General features: G+C 36.5%; 18 protein-coding genes, 1 other RNA gene and 3 pseudogenes. 15 read left to right on the forward strand and 7 right to left on the reverse strand.

Annotated features, from left to right (window positions below; all coding sequences use genetic code 11):
* Nucleotides 1–42: 42 nt before the first annotated feature.
* Nucleotides 43–390 (forward strand): 50S ribosomal protein L19, encoded by a 348-nt coding sequence (gene rplS / locus RBL01_RS04405; protein WP_002286913.1) that lies wholly within the window; start codon nucleotides 43–45, stop codon nucleotides 388–390.
* 171 nt (nucleotides 391–561) lie between these two features.
* Here rplS and RBL01_RS04410 read toward each other — a convergent pair.
* Nucleotides 562–1,852, reverse strand: a pseudogene (locus RBL01_RS04410) (ISL3 family transposase).
* Nucleotides 1,853–2,153: 301 nt separating this feature from the next.
* Between RBL01_RS04410 and RBL01_RS04415 the strand changes: the two are divergent.
* Nucleotides 2,154–2,447 carry a DUF2087 domain-containing protein gene (locus tag RBL01_RS04415; protein ID WP_002326900.1) on the forward strand — a complete coding sequence of 98 codons (294 nt, stop codon included), beginning with the start codon at nucleotides 2,154–2,156 and terminating at the stop codon, nucleotides 2,445–2,447.
* Between the two features lie 87 nt (nucleotides 2,448–2,534).
* On the opposite strand, the pseudogene RBL01_RS04420 reads toward RBL01_RS04415, so the two are convergent.
* Nucleotides 2,535–2,681: pseudogene (locus RBL01_RS04420) on the reverse strand (CPBP family intramembrane glutamate endopeptidase); the annotation flags it as partial.
* A 56-nt stretch (nucleotides 2,682–2,737) separates the two neighbouring features.
* Between RBL01_RS04420 and RBL01_RS04425 the strand changes: the two are divergent.
* The 9 genes and pseudogenes from RBL01_RS04425 to RBL01_RS04465 all read left to right on the forward strand — a co-directional run.
* Nucleotides 2,738–3,052 (forward strand): annotated as a pseudogene (locus RBL01_RS04425) (glucuronyl hydrolase); the annotation flags it as partial.
* Between the two features lie 28 nt (nucleotides 3,053–3,080).
* Nucleotides 3,081–4,340, forward strand: a complete 1,260-nt coding sequence (locus tag RBL01_RS04430; RefSeq protein WP_002326901.1) for an ABC transporter substrate-binding protein — start codon at nucleotides 3,081–3,083, stop codon at nucleotides 4,338–4,340.
* Between the two features lie 52 nt (nucleotides 4,341–4,392).
* Entirely contained in the window at nucleotides 4,393–5,289 is an 897-nt protein-coding gene (locus RBL01_RS04435; RefSeq protein WP_002293955.1) for a carbohydrate ABC transporter permease, read from the forward strand.
* A gap of 64 nt (nucleotides 5,290–5,353) precedes the next feature.
* The gene (locus RBL01_RS04440) at nucleotides 5,354–6,169 is read left to right on the forward strand and encodes a carbohydrate ABC transporter permease (protein ID WP_025478390.1); all 816 of its coding nucleotides are present in this window, start codon (nucleotides 5,354–5,356) and stop codon (nucleotides 6,167–6,169) included.
* Nucleotides 6,170–6,178: 9 nt separating this feature from the next.
* The gene (locus tag RBL01_RS04445) at nucleotides 6,179–6,841 is read left to right on the forward strand and encodes a DUF624 domain-containing protein (protein WP_307780947.1); all 663 of its coding nucleotides are present in this window, start codon (nucleotides 6,179–6,181) and stop codon (nucleotides 6,839–6,841) included.
* A 205-nt stretch (nucleotides 6,842–7,046) separates the two neighbouring features.
* A complete protein-coding gene (gene alsS / locus RBL01_RS04450) occupies nucleotides 7,047–8,711 on the forward strand; it encodes an acetolactate synthase AlsS (protein WP_307780946.1) in 1,665 nt (554 codons plus the stop codon).
* A gap of 12 nt (nucleotides 8,712–8,723) precedes the next feature.
* Nucleotides 8,724–9,434, forward strand: a complete 711-nt coding sequence (gene budA / locus RBL01_RS04455) for an acetolactate decarboxylase (RefSeq protein WP_002289619.1) — start codon at nucleotides 8,724–8,726, stop codon at nucleotides 9,432–9,434.
* 129 nt (nucleotides 9,435–9,563) lie between these two features.
* Nucleotides 9,564–10,061, forward strand: a complete 498-nt coding sequence (locus RBL01_RS04460) for a GAF domain-containing protein (protein WP_002289618.1) — start codon at nucleotides 9,564–9,566, stop codon at nucleotides 10,059–10,061.
* A 184-nt stretch (nucleotides 10,062–10,245) separates the two neighbouring features.
* On the forward strand, nucleotides 10,246–10,506 hold the full coding sequence (locus tag RBL01_RS04465) for a hypothetical protein (RefSeq protein WP_002289617.1): 261 nt from the start codon (nucleotides 10,246–10,248) through the stop codon (nucleotides 10,504–10,506).
* A gap of 361 nt (nucleotides 10,507–10,867) precedes the next feature.
* On the opposite strand, the gene RBL01_RS04470 is transcribed toward RBL01_RS04465, so the two are convergent.
* Nucleotides 10,868–11,107 carry a hypothetical protein gene (locus RBL01_RS04470; protein WP_002321266.1) on the reverse strand — a complete coding sequence of 80 codons (240 nt, stop codon included), beginning with the start codon at nucleotides 11,105–11,107 and terminating at the stop codon, nucleotides 10,868–10,870.
* Nucleotides 11,108–11,392: 285 nt separating this feature from the next.
* Here RBL01_RS04470 and RBL01_RS04475 point away from each other — a divergent pair, with 285 nt between their 5' ends.
* The gene (locus RBL01_RS04475; RefSeq protein WP_307780945.1) at nucleotides 11,393–11,707 is read left to right on the forward strand and encodes a hypothetical protein; all 315 of its coding nucleotides are present in this window, start codon (nucleotides 11,393–11,395) and stop codon (nucleotides 11,705–11,707) included.
* A gap of 433 nt (nucleotides 11,708–12,140) precedes the next feature.
* Here the strand turns inward: RBL01_RS04475 and ssrA are convergent.
* Both ssrA and RBL01_RS04485 read right to left on the reverse strand, forming a co-directional pair.
* Nucleotides 12,141–12,507, reverse strand: a transfer-messenger RNA (tmRNA) gene (gene ssrA / locus RBL01_RS04480).
* Nucleotides 12,508–12,677: 170 nt separating this feature from the next.
* The gene (locus RBL01_RS04485) at nucleotides 12,678–13,451 is read right to left on the reverse strand and encodes a Cof-type HAD-IIB family hydrolase (protein ID WP_002288592.1); all 774 of its coding nucleotides are present in this window, start codon (nucleotides 13,449–13,451) and stop codon (nucleotides 12,678–12,680) included.
* Nucleotides 13,452–13,594: 143 nt separating this feature from the next.
* On the opposite strand from RBL01_RS04485, the gene RBL01_RS04490 reads away from it, so the two are divergent.
* The 3 genes from RBL01_RS04490 to RBL01_RS04500 are packed head-to-tail and all read left to right on the forward strand — an operon-like array spanning nucleotide 13,595 to nucleotide 16,090.
* Nucleotides 13,595–13,945, forward strand: a complete 351-nt coding sequence (locus RBL01_RS04490; RefSeq protein WP_002288595.1) for an SdpI family protein — start codon at nucleotides 13,595–13,597, stop codon at nucleotides 13,943–13,945.
* Nucleotides 13,926–14,642, forward strand: a complete 717-nt coding sequence (locus RBL01_RS04495; protein WP_002293942.1) for a response regulator transcription factor — start codon at nucleotides 13,926–13,928, stop codon at nucleotides 14,640–14,642. The genes RBL01_RS04490 and RBL01_RS04495 overlap by 20 nt, the downstream gene beginning before the upstream one ends.
* The gene (locus tag RBL01_RS04500; protein WP_307780944.1) at nucleotides 14,642–16,090 is read left to right on the forward strand and encodes a HAMP domain-containing sensor histidine kinase; all 1,449 of its coding nucleotides are present in this window, start codon (nucleotides 14,642–14,644) and stop codon (nucleotides 16,088–16,090) included. The genes RBL01_RS04495 and RBL01_RS04500 overlap by 1 nt, the downstream gene beginning before the upstream one ends.
* Before the next feature lie 69 nt (nucleotides 16,091–16,159).
* On the opposite strand, the gene RBL01_RS04505 is transcribed toward RBL01_RS04500, so the two are convergent.
* Both RBL01_RS04505 and RBL01_RS04510 read right to left on the reverse strand, forming a co-directional pair.
* Complete coding sequence (locus RBL01_RS04505; RefSeq protein ID WP_002288586.1) at nucleotides 16,160–16,669, reverse strand: hypothetical protein; 510 nt, start codon at nucleotides 16,667–16,669, stop codon at nucleotides 16,160–16,162.
* Nucleotides 16,659–17,384 carry a hypothetical protein gene (locus RBL01_RS04510; protein WP_002326907.1) on the reverse strand — a complete coding sequence of 242 codons (726 nt, stop codon included), beginning with the start codon at nucleotides 17,382–17,384 and terminating at the stop codon, nucleotides 16,659–16,661. The genes RBL01_RS04505 and RBL01_RS04510 overlap by 11 nt, the downstream gene beginning before the upstream one ends.
* Nucleotides 17,385–17,576 lie beyond the last annotated feature (192 nt).

Consider the following 17,576-nt stretch of genomic DNA (forward strand, 5'->3'; position numbering starts at 1 on the left):
AGAAAAGCTCATAAGAATATTTGGAATAAGGAGAAGAAAACCATGAATCCATTAATCGAAGAATTAACAAAAGAACAATTACGTTCTGACATCCCAGCGTTCCGCCCTGGTGACACTGTGCGTGTTCACGCAAAAGTTGTTGAAGGTACTCGTGAACGTATCCAGTTATTTGAAGGTGTTGTTATCAAACGCCGCGGTGCTGGAATCAGCGAAACTTATACAGTACGTAAAGTTTCTAACGGAGTGGGCGTTGAACGTACATTCCCATTGCATACACCACGTGTTGCAAAAATCGAAGTAGTTCGCTACGGTAAAGTACGTCGTGCAAAATTGTACTACCTACGTGCATTACACGGAAAAGCTGCTCGTATCAAAGAAATCCGTCGTTAATCATTGTTATCAGACTGAGAAAGAACCCTTGGTATTCAAGGGTTCTTTTTTCTTAGCATGTAATTTGAACACCCTGATCCAGTTTTTTTCTGGCTCTTTGTCAAATGATGTTGGTAAAGAGAAATCTTAGAATAATTGGAGATCAAGTGGATCAGTTCCTCTTGATCTTTTTTAGTTGAAAATCAATGCGTTGCCATGACGAATCATGATGCGCAATTTGAAATTATAAAAGCTACGAAAGCCATATGCATTTCGTTTTAACACTTTGATATGGTTGTTCAGACATTCAAGTGGGCCATTTGAATAACTTTGTTGTAAAGCATTTTTGATTTGTGGCAGAAATTTCTGGAACGTTCTCAAGGTCGTCTGATAGCCTTCGGGAAGCATGATATTATTGGTAAGTAGTTCTTCAAACGATACGTAGTCTCGTTCCTTTACAGCGTAAAGAAAGTCTTGATATAACTGATAGCCTACACGCAAAGCAGGGCTCCCTTTCAGTAAGCGATCCACAATATCGGTCTCTGTTAAATGAGCTTTGAAGCCAGGTCGCCAAAGGCGTCGAGTATAATCAAGCTTGCGTTCATCTTTTTGAAGAAGTTTCCAGTATCTTTTTAATTGCTTACCTAATTGATAGTGTTTTTGTTCTTTGCTTTTTAATAGTTGGTTCGTTTCTTTGATTCGATGATTGCGAAAGGTACGACCAATATGTTGGACGATGTGAAACCGGTCAATAATCAGCTGTGCTTTTGGAAACAGCTTTTTAACGAGCGATACATAAGGAGCGTACATATCAATCACGATCCATTCGACCGCTTCACGAATTTCTCGTGAAAAATGACTAAAATAACGTTTTAAAAAGGCAGTTGTCGGTTCTCGACAATGTCCAATAAGCGCTGTGTTTGTCCATCCATCATGATGAAACTCATAGCACCTGAAACACCCCGAACTGATTTGAATTCATCAAAACAAAGTACCTTAGGTAACGGTGTCCGAAAAGGATTCAACGGACGATAAAATCGCTTCATAATACGGTAAACAGAAGAGACCGATAGATTTTTCTGAGCGGCGATCTCTGTCATTGAGGTATTTTTTTCAGACGAGTCACGACAGACCAGCGGACTTTCTCACTGATGAAACAATGTTTTTTCGCAACAGAAGTATCTGCGACAAAGGTCCGCTGACAAGCTTTGCATTTGAAGCGTTGCTTTTTCAATTCGAGGTAGGTACGGTATTCAGAAACATCGTTCATTAACAACCGGACGGTTGTTGTACCCCAACGCACAATATCTGAAGCAATCTGGTGTTTACAGTGGATGCATTCTTGGGCTGTATAAATCAAGTTTCCACGATAAATATGACAGATTTGCCCTTTGTATTTTTCTTTTGTGAGACAATTTTCGTTAAAAGTAACTGATAAGTCTAGAATATCTAATGTTTCTTTGATAAGGTGAGTGTAAGACATCTTGATTCCTCCTTTTGGGTTGGTTCGCCAAATTAATTCTAAAGGATTTCAAGGTGTCTTTTCTATATGTTTTGGAAAATAAAAAAGATGCTGGTGTCATCCACCAACATCAAAAAGTATAGAGCCTTTTTTCTTTAATTATTGGTAGGGGAGAATAATGGATTAGAATAAATCTACCTATAAGTAGTAGTAAAAAAAAGAGCACTATGATAATATCTTTCTTAAGAGTAACCGCTTTAATAAAAAATCCAGAATATTCTAACATAAATGGAGTATTCTTAGAATCAAAAGGAGAAAGAAGATGGTTTATACTTATACGGAGCAAGAAAAAATGAAAGTTTTAGACACATTCATGAATGATGGAAAAGTAAAACAAGTACCAAGTTCAACAAAAAAGAAAAACATCCTATTGAAAGAAGTCTTGAAACGCTTTGACCATGGAGTGACTTATACAGAAACAGAGGTTAATTCGATACTGCTGAACGTATTTTCTAGTGGCGATTATGTCGAACAAAGACGTTATCTAATCACATTTGGCTTTTTCAAAAGAAGTTCAGACGGTCGGGCATATCAGATGATGGGAATTGAAAATTAGAAGTTTTAATTTATACTCATTGAAAAAAGTTCAAGTATGCGATATTGGTTCTACACCGCATACTTGAACTTTTTTTGTCATCTGTATCTATAATACAAAGCCAAGAACGTTATTCAAAATATGGATAGCTATGATAAAAGCTAATGAGCGATTCGCAGTTAAATAAGCAATCGTCAGTAAAATCGTTCCAGGAGCGTACATGAAAAAATCAATTGGATGCGTTACATGAATAAAGATAATTCTCTTTTATTTGTACGAATAAATACCAAAACGTACCTCCTAAAATTAGATTCAAAGAAGATAGCAAAGAGGAAAAAGATAGTTCTGCAGCAGCTATAGCGGCATGTGGATTGCTAGAACTTTCCAAACAACTGCCTGTTTCAGATCCTCGTCATTTCGATTACGAAGAGATAGCAATCAAAATCTTGGAAGAATTACAGAAAAACTATACAACGAAACGAGTTAACGGATCAAACGGTCTGCTTCTCCATGCCGTTTATGATAAAAACAGCTTAAAAGGTGTAGATGAATGTGTGATCTGGGGCGATTACTTTTATGTAGAAGGGATCACTCGTCTAGCTAAAACATGGTACTGTTACTGGTGATGTATAAGAGAAGAGGAGGATTCATATAATGAAGCGATGGAAAAAAATGATGATTGGATCAATAGTTTTAGGAATGTCACTCGTATTTGGTGCTTGTGGTAATCAAGAAGACAGTAGTGAAGAATCAGCAAATGAAATTACCGTTTCGACATGGAATTATGAAACAACACCTGAATTCAAAGCGCTCTTTGAAGCATTCGAAAAGAAAACGGGAATCAAAGTGAAAGCAGTAGATATTGCTTCAGATGATTATGATACGAAACTCACCACGATGCTTTCTTCTGGAGACACGACAGATGTATTGACGATGAAAAATCTTTTGTCGTATTCAAATTATGCTTTACGAGATCAGTTAGTCGATCAAACAGAACGAATTAGAGAATTAGACACTGATGCTGCTGAAGAAACATATGAAATGTATGATATCGATGGAAAAACATATGCATTGCCATATCGAACGGACTTTTGGGTACTATATTACAATAAGAAAATGTTTGATGATGCAGGAATCGAATATCCAAAAAATCTAACTTGGGACGAATATGAAGATTTAGCAAAAAAACTTAGTAAAAATGACGGACAAGTTTACGGAGCATATCAACATATCTGGCGTTCGACAATCCAAGCTATTGCAGCTGCTCAAAACGAGGCGAATCTTGTTGAACCAGATTATCAATATATGACTGATTATTATGATCGAGCATTGAGGATGCAAAAAGAAGGCGCGCAGATGGATTTTGGCACGGCTAAATCAACGAAAGTAACCTATCAGTCTCAATTTGAAGAACAAAAAGCAGCAATGATGTACATGGGAACTTGGTATATGGCTGGCATACTCGCAAACAAAGAAGCAAGTAAGACAGAAGTAGAATGGGGAATTACAGCTATTCCTCAGAAGAAAAAAGGAGAATCGGTCACGACGTTTGGCTCACCAACAGCATTTGCTGTCAATAAAAACTCAAAGAAACAAAAAGCGGCGCAAGAATTTATTGAATTTGCAGCCAGTGAAGAAGGAGCAAAAGTATTAGCAGGAGTAGGAGTAGTTCCTTCATATCGTACGGATGAGATTGATCAGCTTTATTTTAATCTCGCTGGAATGCCAACGGATGAAATTTCTAAAAAAGCTTTTTCTCCTGATGAAATCAAACTTGAATTTCCGATTGATACGTATGGGCCTGCAATCGATAAGATTTTACAAGAAGAACATGACTTAGTTTTGGTTGGAGATGAAACGCCGGAAAAAGGAACGGTAAATATGGAGAAACGTGTAGCTGCGGAAAAAGAATAATCATGAAAGGAGAGAAGCCAAGAGATCAAACACTCTTGGTTTCGTCATCGAAATGGAGAATAGTATAAATAAGAAAGCTACAAATCATTTGCGTAGAAAACGAACGTGGATCGCTTATTCGTTTATCGCCCCGAATTTCATTGGTTTTTTCGTTTTTACATTAATACCAATCCTGTTTTCGCTTGTACTAGCATTTATGAAATGGGATTCTTTTTCAACGCCAGAATTTGCTGGACTAGATAACTTTCGTAAAATGGCCAACGATGAGACATTTTGGATTTCTTTGAAAAATACTTTTTTATATACCGCTGCTGTAGTGCCTGGCACACTTGTTTGTTCGTTAGGGCTAGCTTTACTACTAAATCAGAAAATTAGAGGGATGAAGCTTTTTCGTACGATATTTTTCTTTCCGTATGTTACTTCCTTAGTAGCAATTGCTGTTGTTTGGAATATGTTGTTTCATCCAACAGTGGGACCTATTAATATCTTTTTAAGACGATTTATTGAACATCCTCCAGGTTGGACTTCAAGTTCAAATTGGGCGCTTTGGGCAATTGTAATTGTCAGTATTTGGCGAGGGATGGGTTATTACATGATTCTATACCTTGCAGGACTACAAAGTATCCAAAAAGAACTATATGAAGCGTCTTCGCTAGATGGAGCAAACCGTTGGAAACAATTTTTGAATGTGACATTACCTTCGTTGAGACCAACAACCTTCTTTGTAACGATCATGCTTGTCATCAATTGTTTCAAGGTGTTTGACCTTGTGCAAGTGATGACGGATGGCGGCCCTGGTCGAGCGACAAATGTGCTGGTTTACCAAATCTACAATGAAGCATTCAAAAAATTTGATTTTGGTTATGCTTCAGCTATTTCACTTGTTTTGTTCGTAATTGTTTTGGGCGTTACGGTTGTTCAATTTTCTTGGAATAAGCGTCGTACTTAGGAGGTGTGATATGGAAGAGAGTGTTCGAAATGAAAGAAAAAAAGCAAAAATTCGTTCAAAAAACATGCCCTTTATTCAATGGTTGGGTATGATTCTGCTGATTGTATTAGCTTTATTGACGATCATTCCTTTTTTATGGATGGTTTCTGCTTCATTCAAAGCAAATAATGAAGTGTTCACGATTCCGATTCAATGGATCCCTAAAACTTGGCATTTAGAGAATTATCTGGTTATTTGGTCTCGTATTCCTTTAGTGACATTTTTTAAGAATACAGCTTTTTTAAGCGTTGTGATCACGTTGATTCAGTTGTTTACTTCTAGTTTTGCTGCTTACGGGTTTTCTAAACTAAATTTTAAAGGGCGCGATATTTTATTTTTAGCATATATCGGCACGATTGCTGTCCCTTGGCAGTCTTATATGATCCCGCAGTTCATTATGATGAGAAAAGTGGGTTTAACAGATACGTTGTGGTCGTTGGTGCTATTACAAGCGTTCAATGCTTTTGGTGTGTTCTTGTTGAAGCAATATTACAGTAGTATCCCAGATTCTTTATGTGAGAGTGCGCGGATCGATGGCTTATCAGAGTGGGAAATCTATCGCAAGATCATTTTACCTCTTACAAAACCGGCGATTGCCAGTTTGACGATCATCACATTCGTTAATACATGGAACGATTATATGGGGCCATTCATTTATTTGTCTTCTACGGAAAATAAAACAATCCAGTTAGGGTTGAAAATGTTTATTGGGCTATTTGATGCAGAGTACGCATTAATCATGGCTGCCTCAGTTGTTTCTGTTCTTCCTGTTGCTTTTATATTTTTAGCGATGCAAAAATATTTTGTAGAAGGGATCGCTTCATCAGGAATGAAGGAATAGGAGGTGATTATGAAAGAGCAGCGTTTTGACAAAAATGTTTATATGGAATTCTTTTATTGGTTGTATCAATCATTGGCAAGTAGCCTTTGTTTTTGGTGTGTCAATATCTTGTATATAGCAGCTGTGTTCCTTTTGTCGATAGATGGAAGGAATGTCTTTTCCTTTATTTTTTCTTTACTTTTTATTGGTCCAGGTTGCATCGTGATGATAGGTATGACAGAAGAATTAGCAAAAGAAAAAAGTTTTTCACCAGTACGTTTGTTCATAAAGACGTTTCGCCAATTTTGGATAAAGGGATTTTTTTATTGGCTATTTGCTTGGATAGTTAGTGTGATAATGATTTTTGATTGTTTCTTTTTTATACGTTTTTCTTATGGAAAATGGTTGATTCCGTTGTTTGTTTTACTTGCTTGTTTATCAGTTTCCTTTAGCATCAACTGCTGGTATTTTCAGGTGAGAAATCCAGCGTCGAAACCAAATCAAGTTCTACGGATAGCGTTCTACTATACGTTGAAAAAATGGTATGTGAGTTTACTAGATTTTTTACTATTGACAAGTTTGTTTCTCTTCTTTTTCGTAAAGCCCCAATGGTGTATTCTACTAGGTCCTTCTATCGTATTTGGTTTGATTTACTTCAACAATCGTAAATTGATGAGAACTATGGATCTGTAGACTTTATAAATTGAAACTTTCAATTAAGAATGACAGTTTTTTATGTAAAAACTGTCATTCTTTTTCATTTTTTGAAACATATGGCTAAACAAATGAAATAAAACGTGCTATACTTTTGAATGAAACAGGTTTAGAAACTGTATCACTTATTTGTGATTATTTCTAACTAATAATTAAAAATAAAGCATAAAAAGGACGATGTTCAATGGCTGAAAAAATGAAACAAGGTTCGAAATCTGTAGTAGAAAGTTTGATTAATCATCATGTTGATTATGTATTCGGTATACCAGGTGCAAAAATCGATGGTGTATTTAATGAATTAGAGGATCAAGGTCCTGAATTAATCGTGACTCGTCACGAACAAAATGCTGCATTTATGGCACAAGCAATCGGACGTATTACAGGAGAGCCAGGAGTCGTTATCGCAACAAGTGGTCCTGGTGCTAGTAACTTAGCTACAGGTTTGGTAACAGCGACAGCAGAAGGTGACCCAGTTTTAGCAATTGCCGGACAAGTAAAACGAAGCGATCTATTGAAGTTGACCCATCAAAGCATGGATAATGCAGCACTGTTCCAGCCAATCACAAAATACAGTGCAGAAATCCAAGATCCAGAAACAATTTCAGAAGTGATTGCCAATGCTTATCGTATGGCTAAGAGTTCAAAAAAAGGCGCGAGCTTTATCAGTATCCCGCAAGATGTAGTGGATGCACCTGTCCAAGGTAATGTCATCAAGCCATTGAGCGATCCTAAATTAGGTTCTGCTTCTGCAGATGATATTCGTTACCTAGCTGAACGCATTAGAGAAGCAAAACTACCGGTACTATTAGTAGGTATGCGAGGATCAAGTGAAAAAGAAACGTTAGCCATCAGGCAATTAGTTGAAAAGACAGCATTGCCTGTTGTAGAGACATTCCAAGCAGCTGGAGTGATCTCACGTGAATTAGAAGCGCATTTCTTTGGTCGTGTGGGTTTATTTAGAAACCAACCAGGAGATATGCTTTTGAAACGAAGTGATCTAGTTATTGCAATTGGCTATGATCCAATCGAATATGAAGCAAGAAACTGGAATGCGGAAAAAGATGCGCGGATCATTGTGATCGATGAAACGCCAGCTGAAATCGATCCTTTTATGCAGCCTGAAAGAGAATTGATCGGTGATATCTCAGCCACTCTTGATTTATTGACAGGTTCATTAGAGCCTCAACAAGTGTCAGAAGATGCAAAAGAATATTTAGCATCTCTTCAAGCAAAATTAACGGAGCGGGACATTGTTCAATCAAAAGGAGAAGCAGGTATCTTGCATCCTTTAGAAGTTATTAACACGCTTCAGTCAAAAGTAACAGATGATATGACTGTTACCGTAGATGTAGGTAGTCATTATATTTGGATGGCACGCCACTTTAGAAGTTATGAACCTCGTCATTTGTTATTCAGTAATGGTATGCAAACGCTTGGTGTTGCATTGCCATGGGCGATTTCTGCTGCATTGGTGCGTCCAAATACACAAATCGTATCAGTTTCCGGCGATGGGGGATTTTTATTCTCTGCCCAGGATTTAGAAACGGCGGTACGTAAAAAATTGAATATCGTTCATTTGATTTGGAATGATGGACACTACAATATGGTAGAGTTCCAAGAAAAAATGAAATATCAGCGGGCGTCAGGTGTAGACTTTGGTCCAGTTGATTTTGTGAAATATGCAGAAGCTTTTGGCGCTAAAGGAATCCGAGCTACAAGTGTAGAGGAATTAGAAAAAGCTTTAGAAGAAGGATTTGCGACAGAAGGACCCGTAATTATTGATATTCCGATTGATTACCGTGATAATGAGAAATTGGGAGAAACAATCTTACCAGATCAATTCTATTAAGGAAGTGTCGACATGACTGAAAAAATCTTATACCAGCACGGGACATTAGGAGCTTTGATGGCCGGCTTGATGGATGGAACAGAAACGATTGCTCATATATTAGAAAAAGGAACTCTGGGATTGGGAACATTGCATGGGCTTGATGGTGAAGTCATCTTTTTAGATGGCGTAGCTTATCAAGGAAGATCAGATGGCTCAGTTGCCCAATTAGATGGAAGTGAACTTACCCCCTATGCAGCAATTACAGATTTTACGCCAGATACTAGTTTTTCTGTCTCAAAAACTGCAGATGGAGAACAATTGAAAAAAGACATATTAGTAAGAGAAGCCGGGGAAAACCTATTTTTGGCAGTGAAGATAACTGGATTATTCAAAAATATGCACATCCGTATCATGCCGAAGCAAGAAAAACCTTACAGAAGACTAGCAAAAATTTCAGAGTCTCAACCAGAATTCCAACAAAGCAATGTCCAAGGAACATTAGTCGGGTTCTTTACGCCTGAATTATTCCAAGGAGTTGCTGCAGCGGGATTTCACCTGCATTTTATCGATGATACACATACATTTGGCGGACATGTAATGGATTTTGAAGTGGCTGAAGGAAAAGTTGAGATTAGCCGCATCTCGTCCCTTGTACAGCATTTTCCAGTTGATGATCCGACTTTTGTTCACGAAACGATTGATTATGCTGATTTAGCAGCAGAAATCCAACAAGCAGAATAGAAAAAGACAGCGAGATGCGTTCAAGGTGATTAACCTGACGTATCTCGTTTTTTTGAAGAGGAAACCTAGCGTTTACAAAAAAACTGAGCTATAATCTTCTCCATAGATCAAAAAGGAGCGGTTTTTATCATGTGGACAGAAAAACAGAAAAAAGATGCATACGAAATTTTATTATTACAGCAACAAGGATTATTAGAAGCAGAAGATAACTGGTTAGCAAATTTAGCAAATTCATCTGCATTGTTGAATGAGACTTTGCCTGAGACTGTCTTTGCAGGATATTATTTATTCGATGGTAATGAATTGATTTTAGGACCGTTCCAAGGGCGAGTTTCTTGCACACGTATCAAGATGGGAAAAGGAGTTTGTGGAGAATCAGCTGAAAAACAAGAAACATTGATCGTTGATGATGTCAAAACCCATGCAAATTACATTTCCTGCGATTCAGCCGCACAATCAGAAATCGTAGTGCCAATGGTAAAAGAAGGTAATTTAATCGGTGTTTTAGATATCGATTGCGGAGTAACGAAAGGGTATGATGAAATCGATCAAGCATTTCTAGAAAAATATGTAGATCTTTTATTAGCAAATTTTAATATAAATGCTTTTTCATTTATTAATAACTAAAATCGTCTATTGAAACAAAAAAGAAGAGAAATCAAGAATAAAAAGAGCCGGAAAGACAGTGGGCATTTCTGTTTTTCGGTTTTTTTATTTTTTTATAAAATCACAAGTGTTATTGATTTTCATAATCATATTTTAATGGTATTATCATTTTAAATAATGAAAAAACATTAAGGATGGATGAAATATGAATAACGAAACTATCATTTTAGGAAAAAAATATATTTGCCAACCTATTGGCTTGAAACAAAAAGTGGTTGGAGAAGTAATCAGTAAATTAGAAAATTGTGTTGTGATCTGCGTAGACGAATATCATGACGTCGATCGCAATGAAATATTAGAAAAATGCGGAAAAGTAGTGGCAAAATATACTCACGTTTATGAGTTGGAAACAACAGAATATCTATATAACTATAGCAACAAATATGAACATACTTTAGTTTCATAAAGATTTAAATAAAGTGCCTTCAAAAGCGAGAAGACCAAGCTTTTGAAGGCACTTTATTTAGTTGGCAGTGATTGTTCATGATTTTTGATTTATTCAAAAGGTTCGCCTAGAGAATCTGTCTCTGTAACGAGGCCTGGTGGAGAAACTCGATAAAAACCTATACTGCCAGAACTGTCCTATTTTCGGATAGACAAACTAGTAGTTTTAAAAAGATCATCCGATCCAATCATTTCAAAAAATGCAAAACTGATATCAGGATCATTTAGCTCAGGCTTGTTATCGTAAAGCATTTGTAAAGGTTGCATTTAGTTAGGAGTAAACGCGAAACTATCATCATTATTTGCTGAAGAAGATGAAGAAGCTAATTCAGAGTTTGTTTGAAATAAAGGAGACGTGCTGACAGTTTCTTTACCCTGTTTTTTGCAGAGGTAGAAACTTTTATATCGGAAGTTTCTACCGGAGAATTTTTCTCATTTGTAGAAATTGTTGAATCGATACTATTCGAAATTTGCGTATCTGAAGGTATGTTCTTTGATGCAGAAGTCCCACAAGCAGTAAGTAACAATAAATTTGATAAACTGATAAACAGAATTCTTTTCATTATGTACACACTCCTTATAGTATCGTTTAGCATACACCTATGCTCAGTATTAGGCAAAATCAATGCAAAACTATCAAGTCTTTTATAGTATCTATTAGTCTTAGTAATACATATATGGAGAGGGTGATATCCCAGTTCAAACCAGATACATTGGTTACCATCTGTATTAACGATTATGCCTCTAAACGCTTTTTTTATGAAAAAATTTATAAGTGAAAACGTAGGTATGATATTATCTAGAGGTAATTTTTTTTCGTATTTAAATAGTTGCTAGGAGGATAGCTTTTGGATTTTTACAGTAATTTTATCTTAATAATAGCAATATTATTACTTCTAAATATTTGGTTTTTTGATAAGAGTAGAAATGCAGGGATAGGTTTTAGAACCAAACGAAGTACGTCTTCTGAAAAAAAGTGGGTATATTCACAGACTATTTTTTACGGAGGGGTTATTTCAATCAGTTTACTTTCTTCAACACTTTATTCTTTTAATGTTATAGACGTTTCCAAGTCAAATTTTATATCTATTATTGGAATCCTTATTTCTGCAATTATTACACAACTACTTCTTGTGTTTGAAGAGAAGTCAAAAAATAATTAAAGCAATTATGCCTTTTAGTACAGGAATTATTACTTCTTACAAATGTATAGCGAATGTGAAGCCTGCTGTTTTAATTGTTCTAGAAAAACTTTTGAGTGAACAATTATTTTATGTTAGGATGAATTAATTTCTCTAGAGTTTATAATTAAAAAACTTATTTGAAGGAACATGCTTAAACCATAATTGTGTTTTTCCTTCCATCAGCATAAAAGTTCACCTCAAAAAGAGTGTACGAACAAAAGTTCTTTTTGTAAACCTTAAAATAGATTTTCCTGAATACGTATTGGGGATTTCTAAATGTTTGAATGTTTTTTTGAATGCAAAATCAATGCAAAAAATTTTGTATTTCTCTACTTTTCTCTCCTTGACCAAAATAAAAAAACGTTGATTTAACAACGTTTTTCATACATGTTTATCTGTCTCAACCATACATATATGGAGACGGCGGGAGTCGAACCCGCGTCCAAACACATCGCCACTTAAAAATCTACGTTCATAGTCAACTCATTTAAGGATTCACTTTACAGCTTGCCGAGTGACAGGCATTCTGTATCGCTAGTCTGATGTTCTCTTTTTCAACTTACAGACGGAAAGTTGAAACGTATCCCACTAAAGTTAGGACCCTTACTCGAGCACATGGGCGATGCCGAGAGGATCTACGCTAACTGTTTTTAGGCAGCTAAAGCGTAAGAGTTGTTTTCGTTTTTAGCAGTTATATTTAACTGTAACGTTTTTACGTAGACGTAACCTACGAAACGCAATTCAAGCTCGACTGTGCCTGTCGAATCCGTAACGTCCCCGTTAGCTAACAAGGGTTACGTGTATTTTTCATACAAAATTAGTATAGCATATATTGGGATAAATTCAATAAAAAAGCGAATCATATCCCATTATTTATATAATAACTGCCCCTTTCTTAAGAAAAAATAAGCGATTTTCTTAAGAAAAGAGGTAGCTTCAAAAAAAGATCTTAAATCAGATCAAAATACTTCAATGCGTGGACAATTCCGCCTTCTGTATTTTTCTTTGTGATAAAGGTAGAAAGTTCTTTTAATCCGTCATAGGCGTTGCCCATAGCGATTTTGTTGTCGCAAGCTTCCAACAAGGCAAAATCATTCGGACCATCGCCAAATCCAAAAGTAGGAACTTTTTCCAGCTGAAGTTCTTTTTGCAGACGTTTGACACCTGCCCCTTTTGAGATTCCTTTCTTCACTGTATCGATCGAGTAAGGACCATTCCGATAAAAAGTTAGCTCAGGAAAATGTTCGTGATAGTATTCGTCACCTGATTGAGATAAGATCAGCAACATATTTACTGTGTTTTCTTTAAAGCCTAAAGGATCAATTTCCGGAACATCTGAATGAATGAAGTCGTAAGCATTGATCATTGTTTGGCTATGACCGGTACACCAGATTTTCTGATCGTTATAGTAAGAAAGTTCATGACCGTTCAACTGTACATGATCATACATTTTTTGACATTCTTCTGAAGAAAATGTTTGAGAATAGATTTCTTCGCCGTCTACTCGAATGAAAGAACCATTCATGGTGACCGCAGAAGTAATGCCCGCATCTTCCATGATAGAGTGGATTTCTGCTTCTGTACGTCCTGTAGCGATGACGGGGAGAACATTGTTTTCTTTTAATGCGTTCATAGCTTTTGCCACTTCGGGTGTGATTTTTGATTTCGCATCTAGTAATGTTCCATCAAGATCAAAGAAAGTGATTGCACGATAATTTGACACAAATAAAACTCCTTTTTTATTGGAATAAGTTTATCTTAACAAAGAATGAACAAAAGACAAACCTTTCGTGAAGAATTCCTGAACATATTGGTTCAGTCAACAATTTAGAGTATACTATAAGAAGAGAATTTAGGAGGGAAAGAATGATTTTTTTCAGTATTGGTATCTTATTCTTAATAATTGGCAGTCTTTTTCGGATTCTGCCCTCAAAAGGAAATCTGCCTTTTTATGGGTATCATTCGCCTCTTGCCGCAAAAACAGACGCTCATTGGCGGCTGGCTCAAAAGACAAGCGGAAACTGGTTTTTTCTTATGGGCTTACTGATGGCATTGATCGGCTATTATTTAAAGACATCTGGGCATACGAATTATTTTCTGATTGAAATGCTTCTGCTAGTATTTCCAATTATGCCTATTTTTATTATGACAGAAAAGAAATTACAGAAATATGACCTGGAAACTGGAGGGAACGATAATGAATATTTTAATGATTGAAGATAATCAATCTGTTTCTGAAATGATGCAGATGTTTTTCTTAAATGAAGGTTGGGAAGCAACTTTCAAGTATGATGGAAAAGAAGGGCTCGATGCCTTTTTAGAAAACCCACAACATTGGGATATGATTACACTAGACCTGAATTTGCCCACACTGGACGGTATGCTAGTAGGAAGAGAGATCCGCAAAGTTTCAAGTACTGTGCCGATTATCATGCTGACAGCTAGAGATTCTGAAAGCGATCAGGTGATCGGCTTAGAGATGGGGGCAGATGATTATGTCACAAAACCTTTCAGTCCTCTGACGCTTATTGCTCGAATGAAAGCTTTGCATCGCCGTAGTGAGTTGGCAGAAGCAAGAGAAGAAGCAGCAGTTTCAGATGATCATTTTGATATCGAGACTAGTCATTTCAAGATGAATACGAAAACACGAGAAGCGTATCTGGACAACCGGCCAATTGAAGGACTGACGCCTAAAGAGTTCGATCTATTGTTTACTTTAGCAAAAAAACCACGTCAAGTATTCTCTCGGGAGCAGTTGCTTGAATTAGTCTGGGATTATCAGTACTTTGGTGATGAACGGACAGTGGACGCCCATATCAAGAAATTACGACAAAAAATCGAAAAGGTCGGACCACAAGTCATCCAAACTGTTTGGGGAGTCGGCTACAAATTCGATGATTCTGGTGTTGCCTAATGCGTTATTTGTATCAGCAACTCTTAGCTTTCTGCGGAATGGTCGCGTTGATCTTATTGATCGTTGGAGTTTCTTTTACACAACTGACAAAACAAACGATTGAAGAAAACAATTACCAGCAACTGTTTGGATATGCTGAATCAGTTGAAAAGACAACGCAAACCTATGCCGATACGCTCCCGCAGTTTAGTCAAGATCAGGCGTTTCAAAATGCATTGTTGCTGACAGAGCAAGTACTGACAGAACAAAATGTGAACTTTATATTTATCGATAAAAACGAACGTGTCATTTATCCGACTAATACAGCTTTACTGAATTTTACCTTAACAGCTGATCAATGGAAAAATCTGAGGAATGGACGTCAAGAAAAATTCACATCGAATAAAAATATTTTAGGACAAGCACAGGCGACCTCTTACGCACTTGTGCCATTTAATTTGAATCATGAATTCTATGGAGCACTTGTAGTTAGTCAACCTGCGCGAAATATCGATAACAGCGTTCGTCCAATTACACTGAACCTGTTCAAAGGATTTATTTTTTCCAGTATCGTTGCAGTTATTGCCAGCTATGCTTTTGCAGCATTCCAAGTTAAGCGTATCAATCGGTTAAGGAATGCGACGAAAGAAGTGACGAATGGTAATTTTGATGTACAGCTCCCCGTACATGACAAAGATGAATTTGATGAGTTAGCAGATGATTTCAATAAAATGACGAATTCATTGAAAGAATCTCAAGCAGAAATTGAAGAACAAGAAAATCGTCGAAGACAATTTATGGCAGATGCTTCTCACGAGATGAGAACACCTCTTACGACAATCAACGGACTTCTGGAAGGGTTAGAATACAATGCAATCCCTGAAAATCAGCGAGAAAACGCGATTAAATTGATGAAAAATGAAACAGAGCGTCTGATCCGTTTGGTGAATGAAAACTTGGATTATGAAAAAATCCGTACGAATCAAATCAGTATGGTCATTAAAAAATTCAATGGAACAGAAACATTGAAAAATATTGTTGCACAGTTAGAAGCTAAAGCAGAAGCAGCAGGAGATACATTGACATTGAAAGCCGTTGATGATATTGATGTTTACGCTGATTATGACCGATTTGTCCAAATCATGGTCAATATTATTCAAAACGCGATACAGTTTACTGAAAACGGCCAAATCACGATTACTTTAGAAAAAGGCTATCTTGAAACGATCATCACGATTGAAGATACGGGAATTGGAATGTCTGAACAACAAATGAAAAGTATCTGGGATCGTTATTATAAAGTAGATCCTTCAAGAAAAAATACAAAATATGGTGAATCAGGATTAGGTTTACCAATCGTGCAGCAACTTGTACGCTTGCATAATGGAAAATTAGAAGTAGAAAGCGAACTAGGAAAAGGAACAAAATTCGCTGTTCGTTTGCCTGACGTAGAAATCAAAAAAGAGTAAAAAACAAGCGGTATAAAAGATCATGAATCGATCTTCTATACCGCTTGTTTTTACTATAAAATGATTGATTTAGCCCGCGGGCTCTAAACGATCAATATAAGGACTTTGAGCAATAGTAGCATCATGAGTAAAGAGTAAGATACCTTGATTTTCTTCATGAGCTAAATAAGAAAGCAAGTGGAGTAGCTCTTGGATCTCCAATACACTAAGTTCATCAAATGTATCTTCAATAACAATATTGTTTCGCTTGGAAAGCAAGGCATGAAGTAATTGCAGCTTTACTTTTTCAAAAGACGTCAACTCAGCTGCTGCACAATTAAGCAAGGAAGGAGAGATATCAAGTTTTTCTTGATAGGCCAAACGATCTTGTTTGATTTCTTTTTCCGGTACATCCAACAGGACATGGTCTTTAAGATTCAGATAAGGAAACATCGGCCAATTTTTTTGGATGATCGCAAAATTATCCAGTTTTGCAACAAGAACCTCTTTTTTCAAGTGCTCCAATATTTTATGCTGTTTTTCGAGAGGACACAAAATAACGGTCAAGTGTTCAGCATGAATCAAATATTCAGGTTTCATTACGTCCAGGCCTCCTACTTTGCAAATGATGGATAAAAAAAGTGAAAGGGAATAGACTAAGAATGAGACAGCATCCACTGAGCCCAATAAGAGTTTGGGCAAATCCCTTAAGTATATCTGTGAAAAAAAGATCATTTTGGAAATCGATGGTAAAAAAAGTCTGTTGATCCATCGGAATTGTAAGTCCGCTTACCGAAGTCAAGATATCACGGATATCTGGCAGTTCAGTAGTCTTTAAGACAAGAAAATTGATCCTTTGAAGAAGCACTTCATAAACTGACTGGAAGCTTACGATCCACAATAAAACCAAGATACAACAAAGAAAGAGAGGAAAGAACAGCTGCCAGAAAATAAAAAGGAATAATTTGGTTTTAGAAAGACCAGTCAGGCGCCAATTGATCAATTCCTGCTTGTTTTGCCTGACTGAATAGTAAAAGAAAAAGATAAAAAGGAAGGCAAATAGAAAAAATAAACTGAATATGCCTTTTATATAAAATCGGCTAGCTAATTCTAAAGCCGGAAGAAGCTCTGTAGATGCAGAAGCGCCAATAAATGAAAGCCGATCTTGGACTTGATTGGCTAAAGCCGATTGCAAATGGTAAAGAGTCAGGCATGCTATCAATAAAAAAGCAGAAAAGCTTGAAAATAAACAATAGAGTATTGTCTGCTTTTTGTAATAAATTAATCGAGCAGTAGCATAGCGGATTATTTTCATACTTTTCACCTCTATAAAAAGTATAGAAAATGAATATGAATAAAGTATGAAATTCCTTTAGTGAAATCACGAATTAAAACCAGAAAATATTTTGTAAAAAGCAAGAGGTTGTGAAGAAGCTGCCCTATTCTATTACCGTAGATGCAAGCTTTTGAACACTGTTTATTCGAAAAGAGGAGCAGCGACAATAAT

Source organism: Enterococcus sp. SB12, from assembly GCF_030910025.2.
In the GTDB taxonomy this organism is placed as follows: Bacteria; Bacillota; Bacilli; order Lactobacillales; family Enterococcaceae; genus Enterococcus_B; species Enterococcus_B faecium.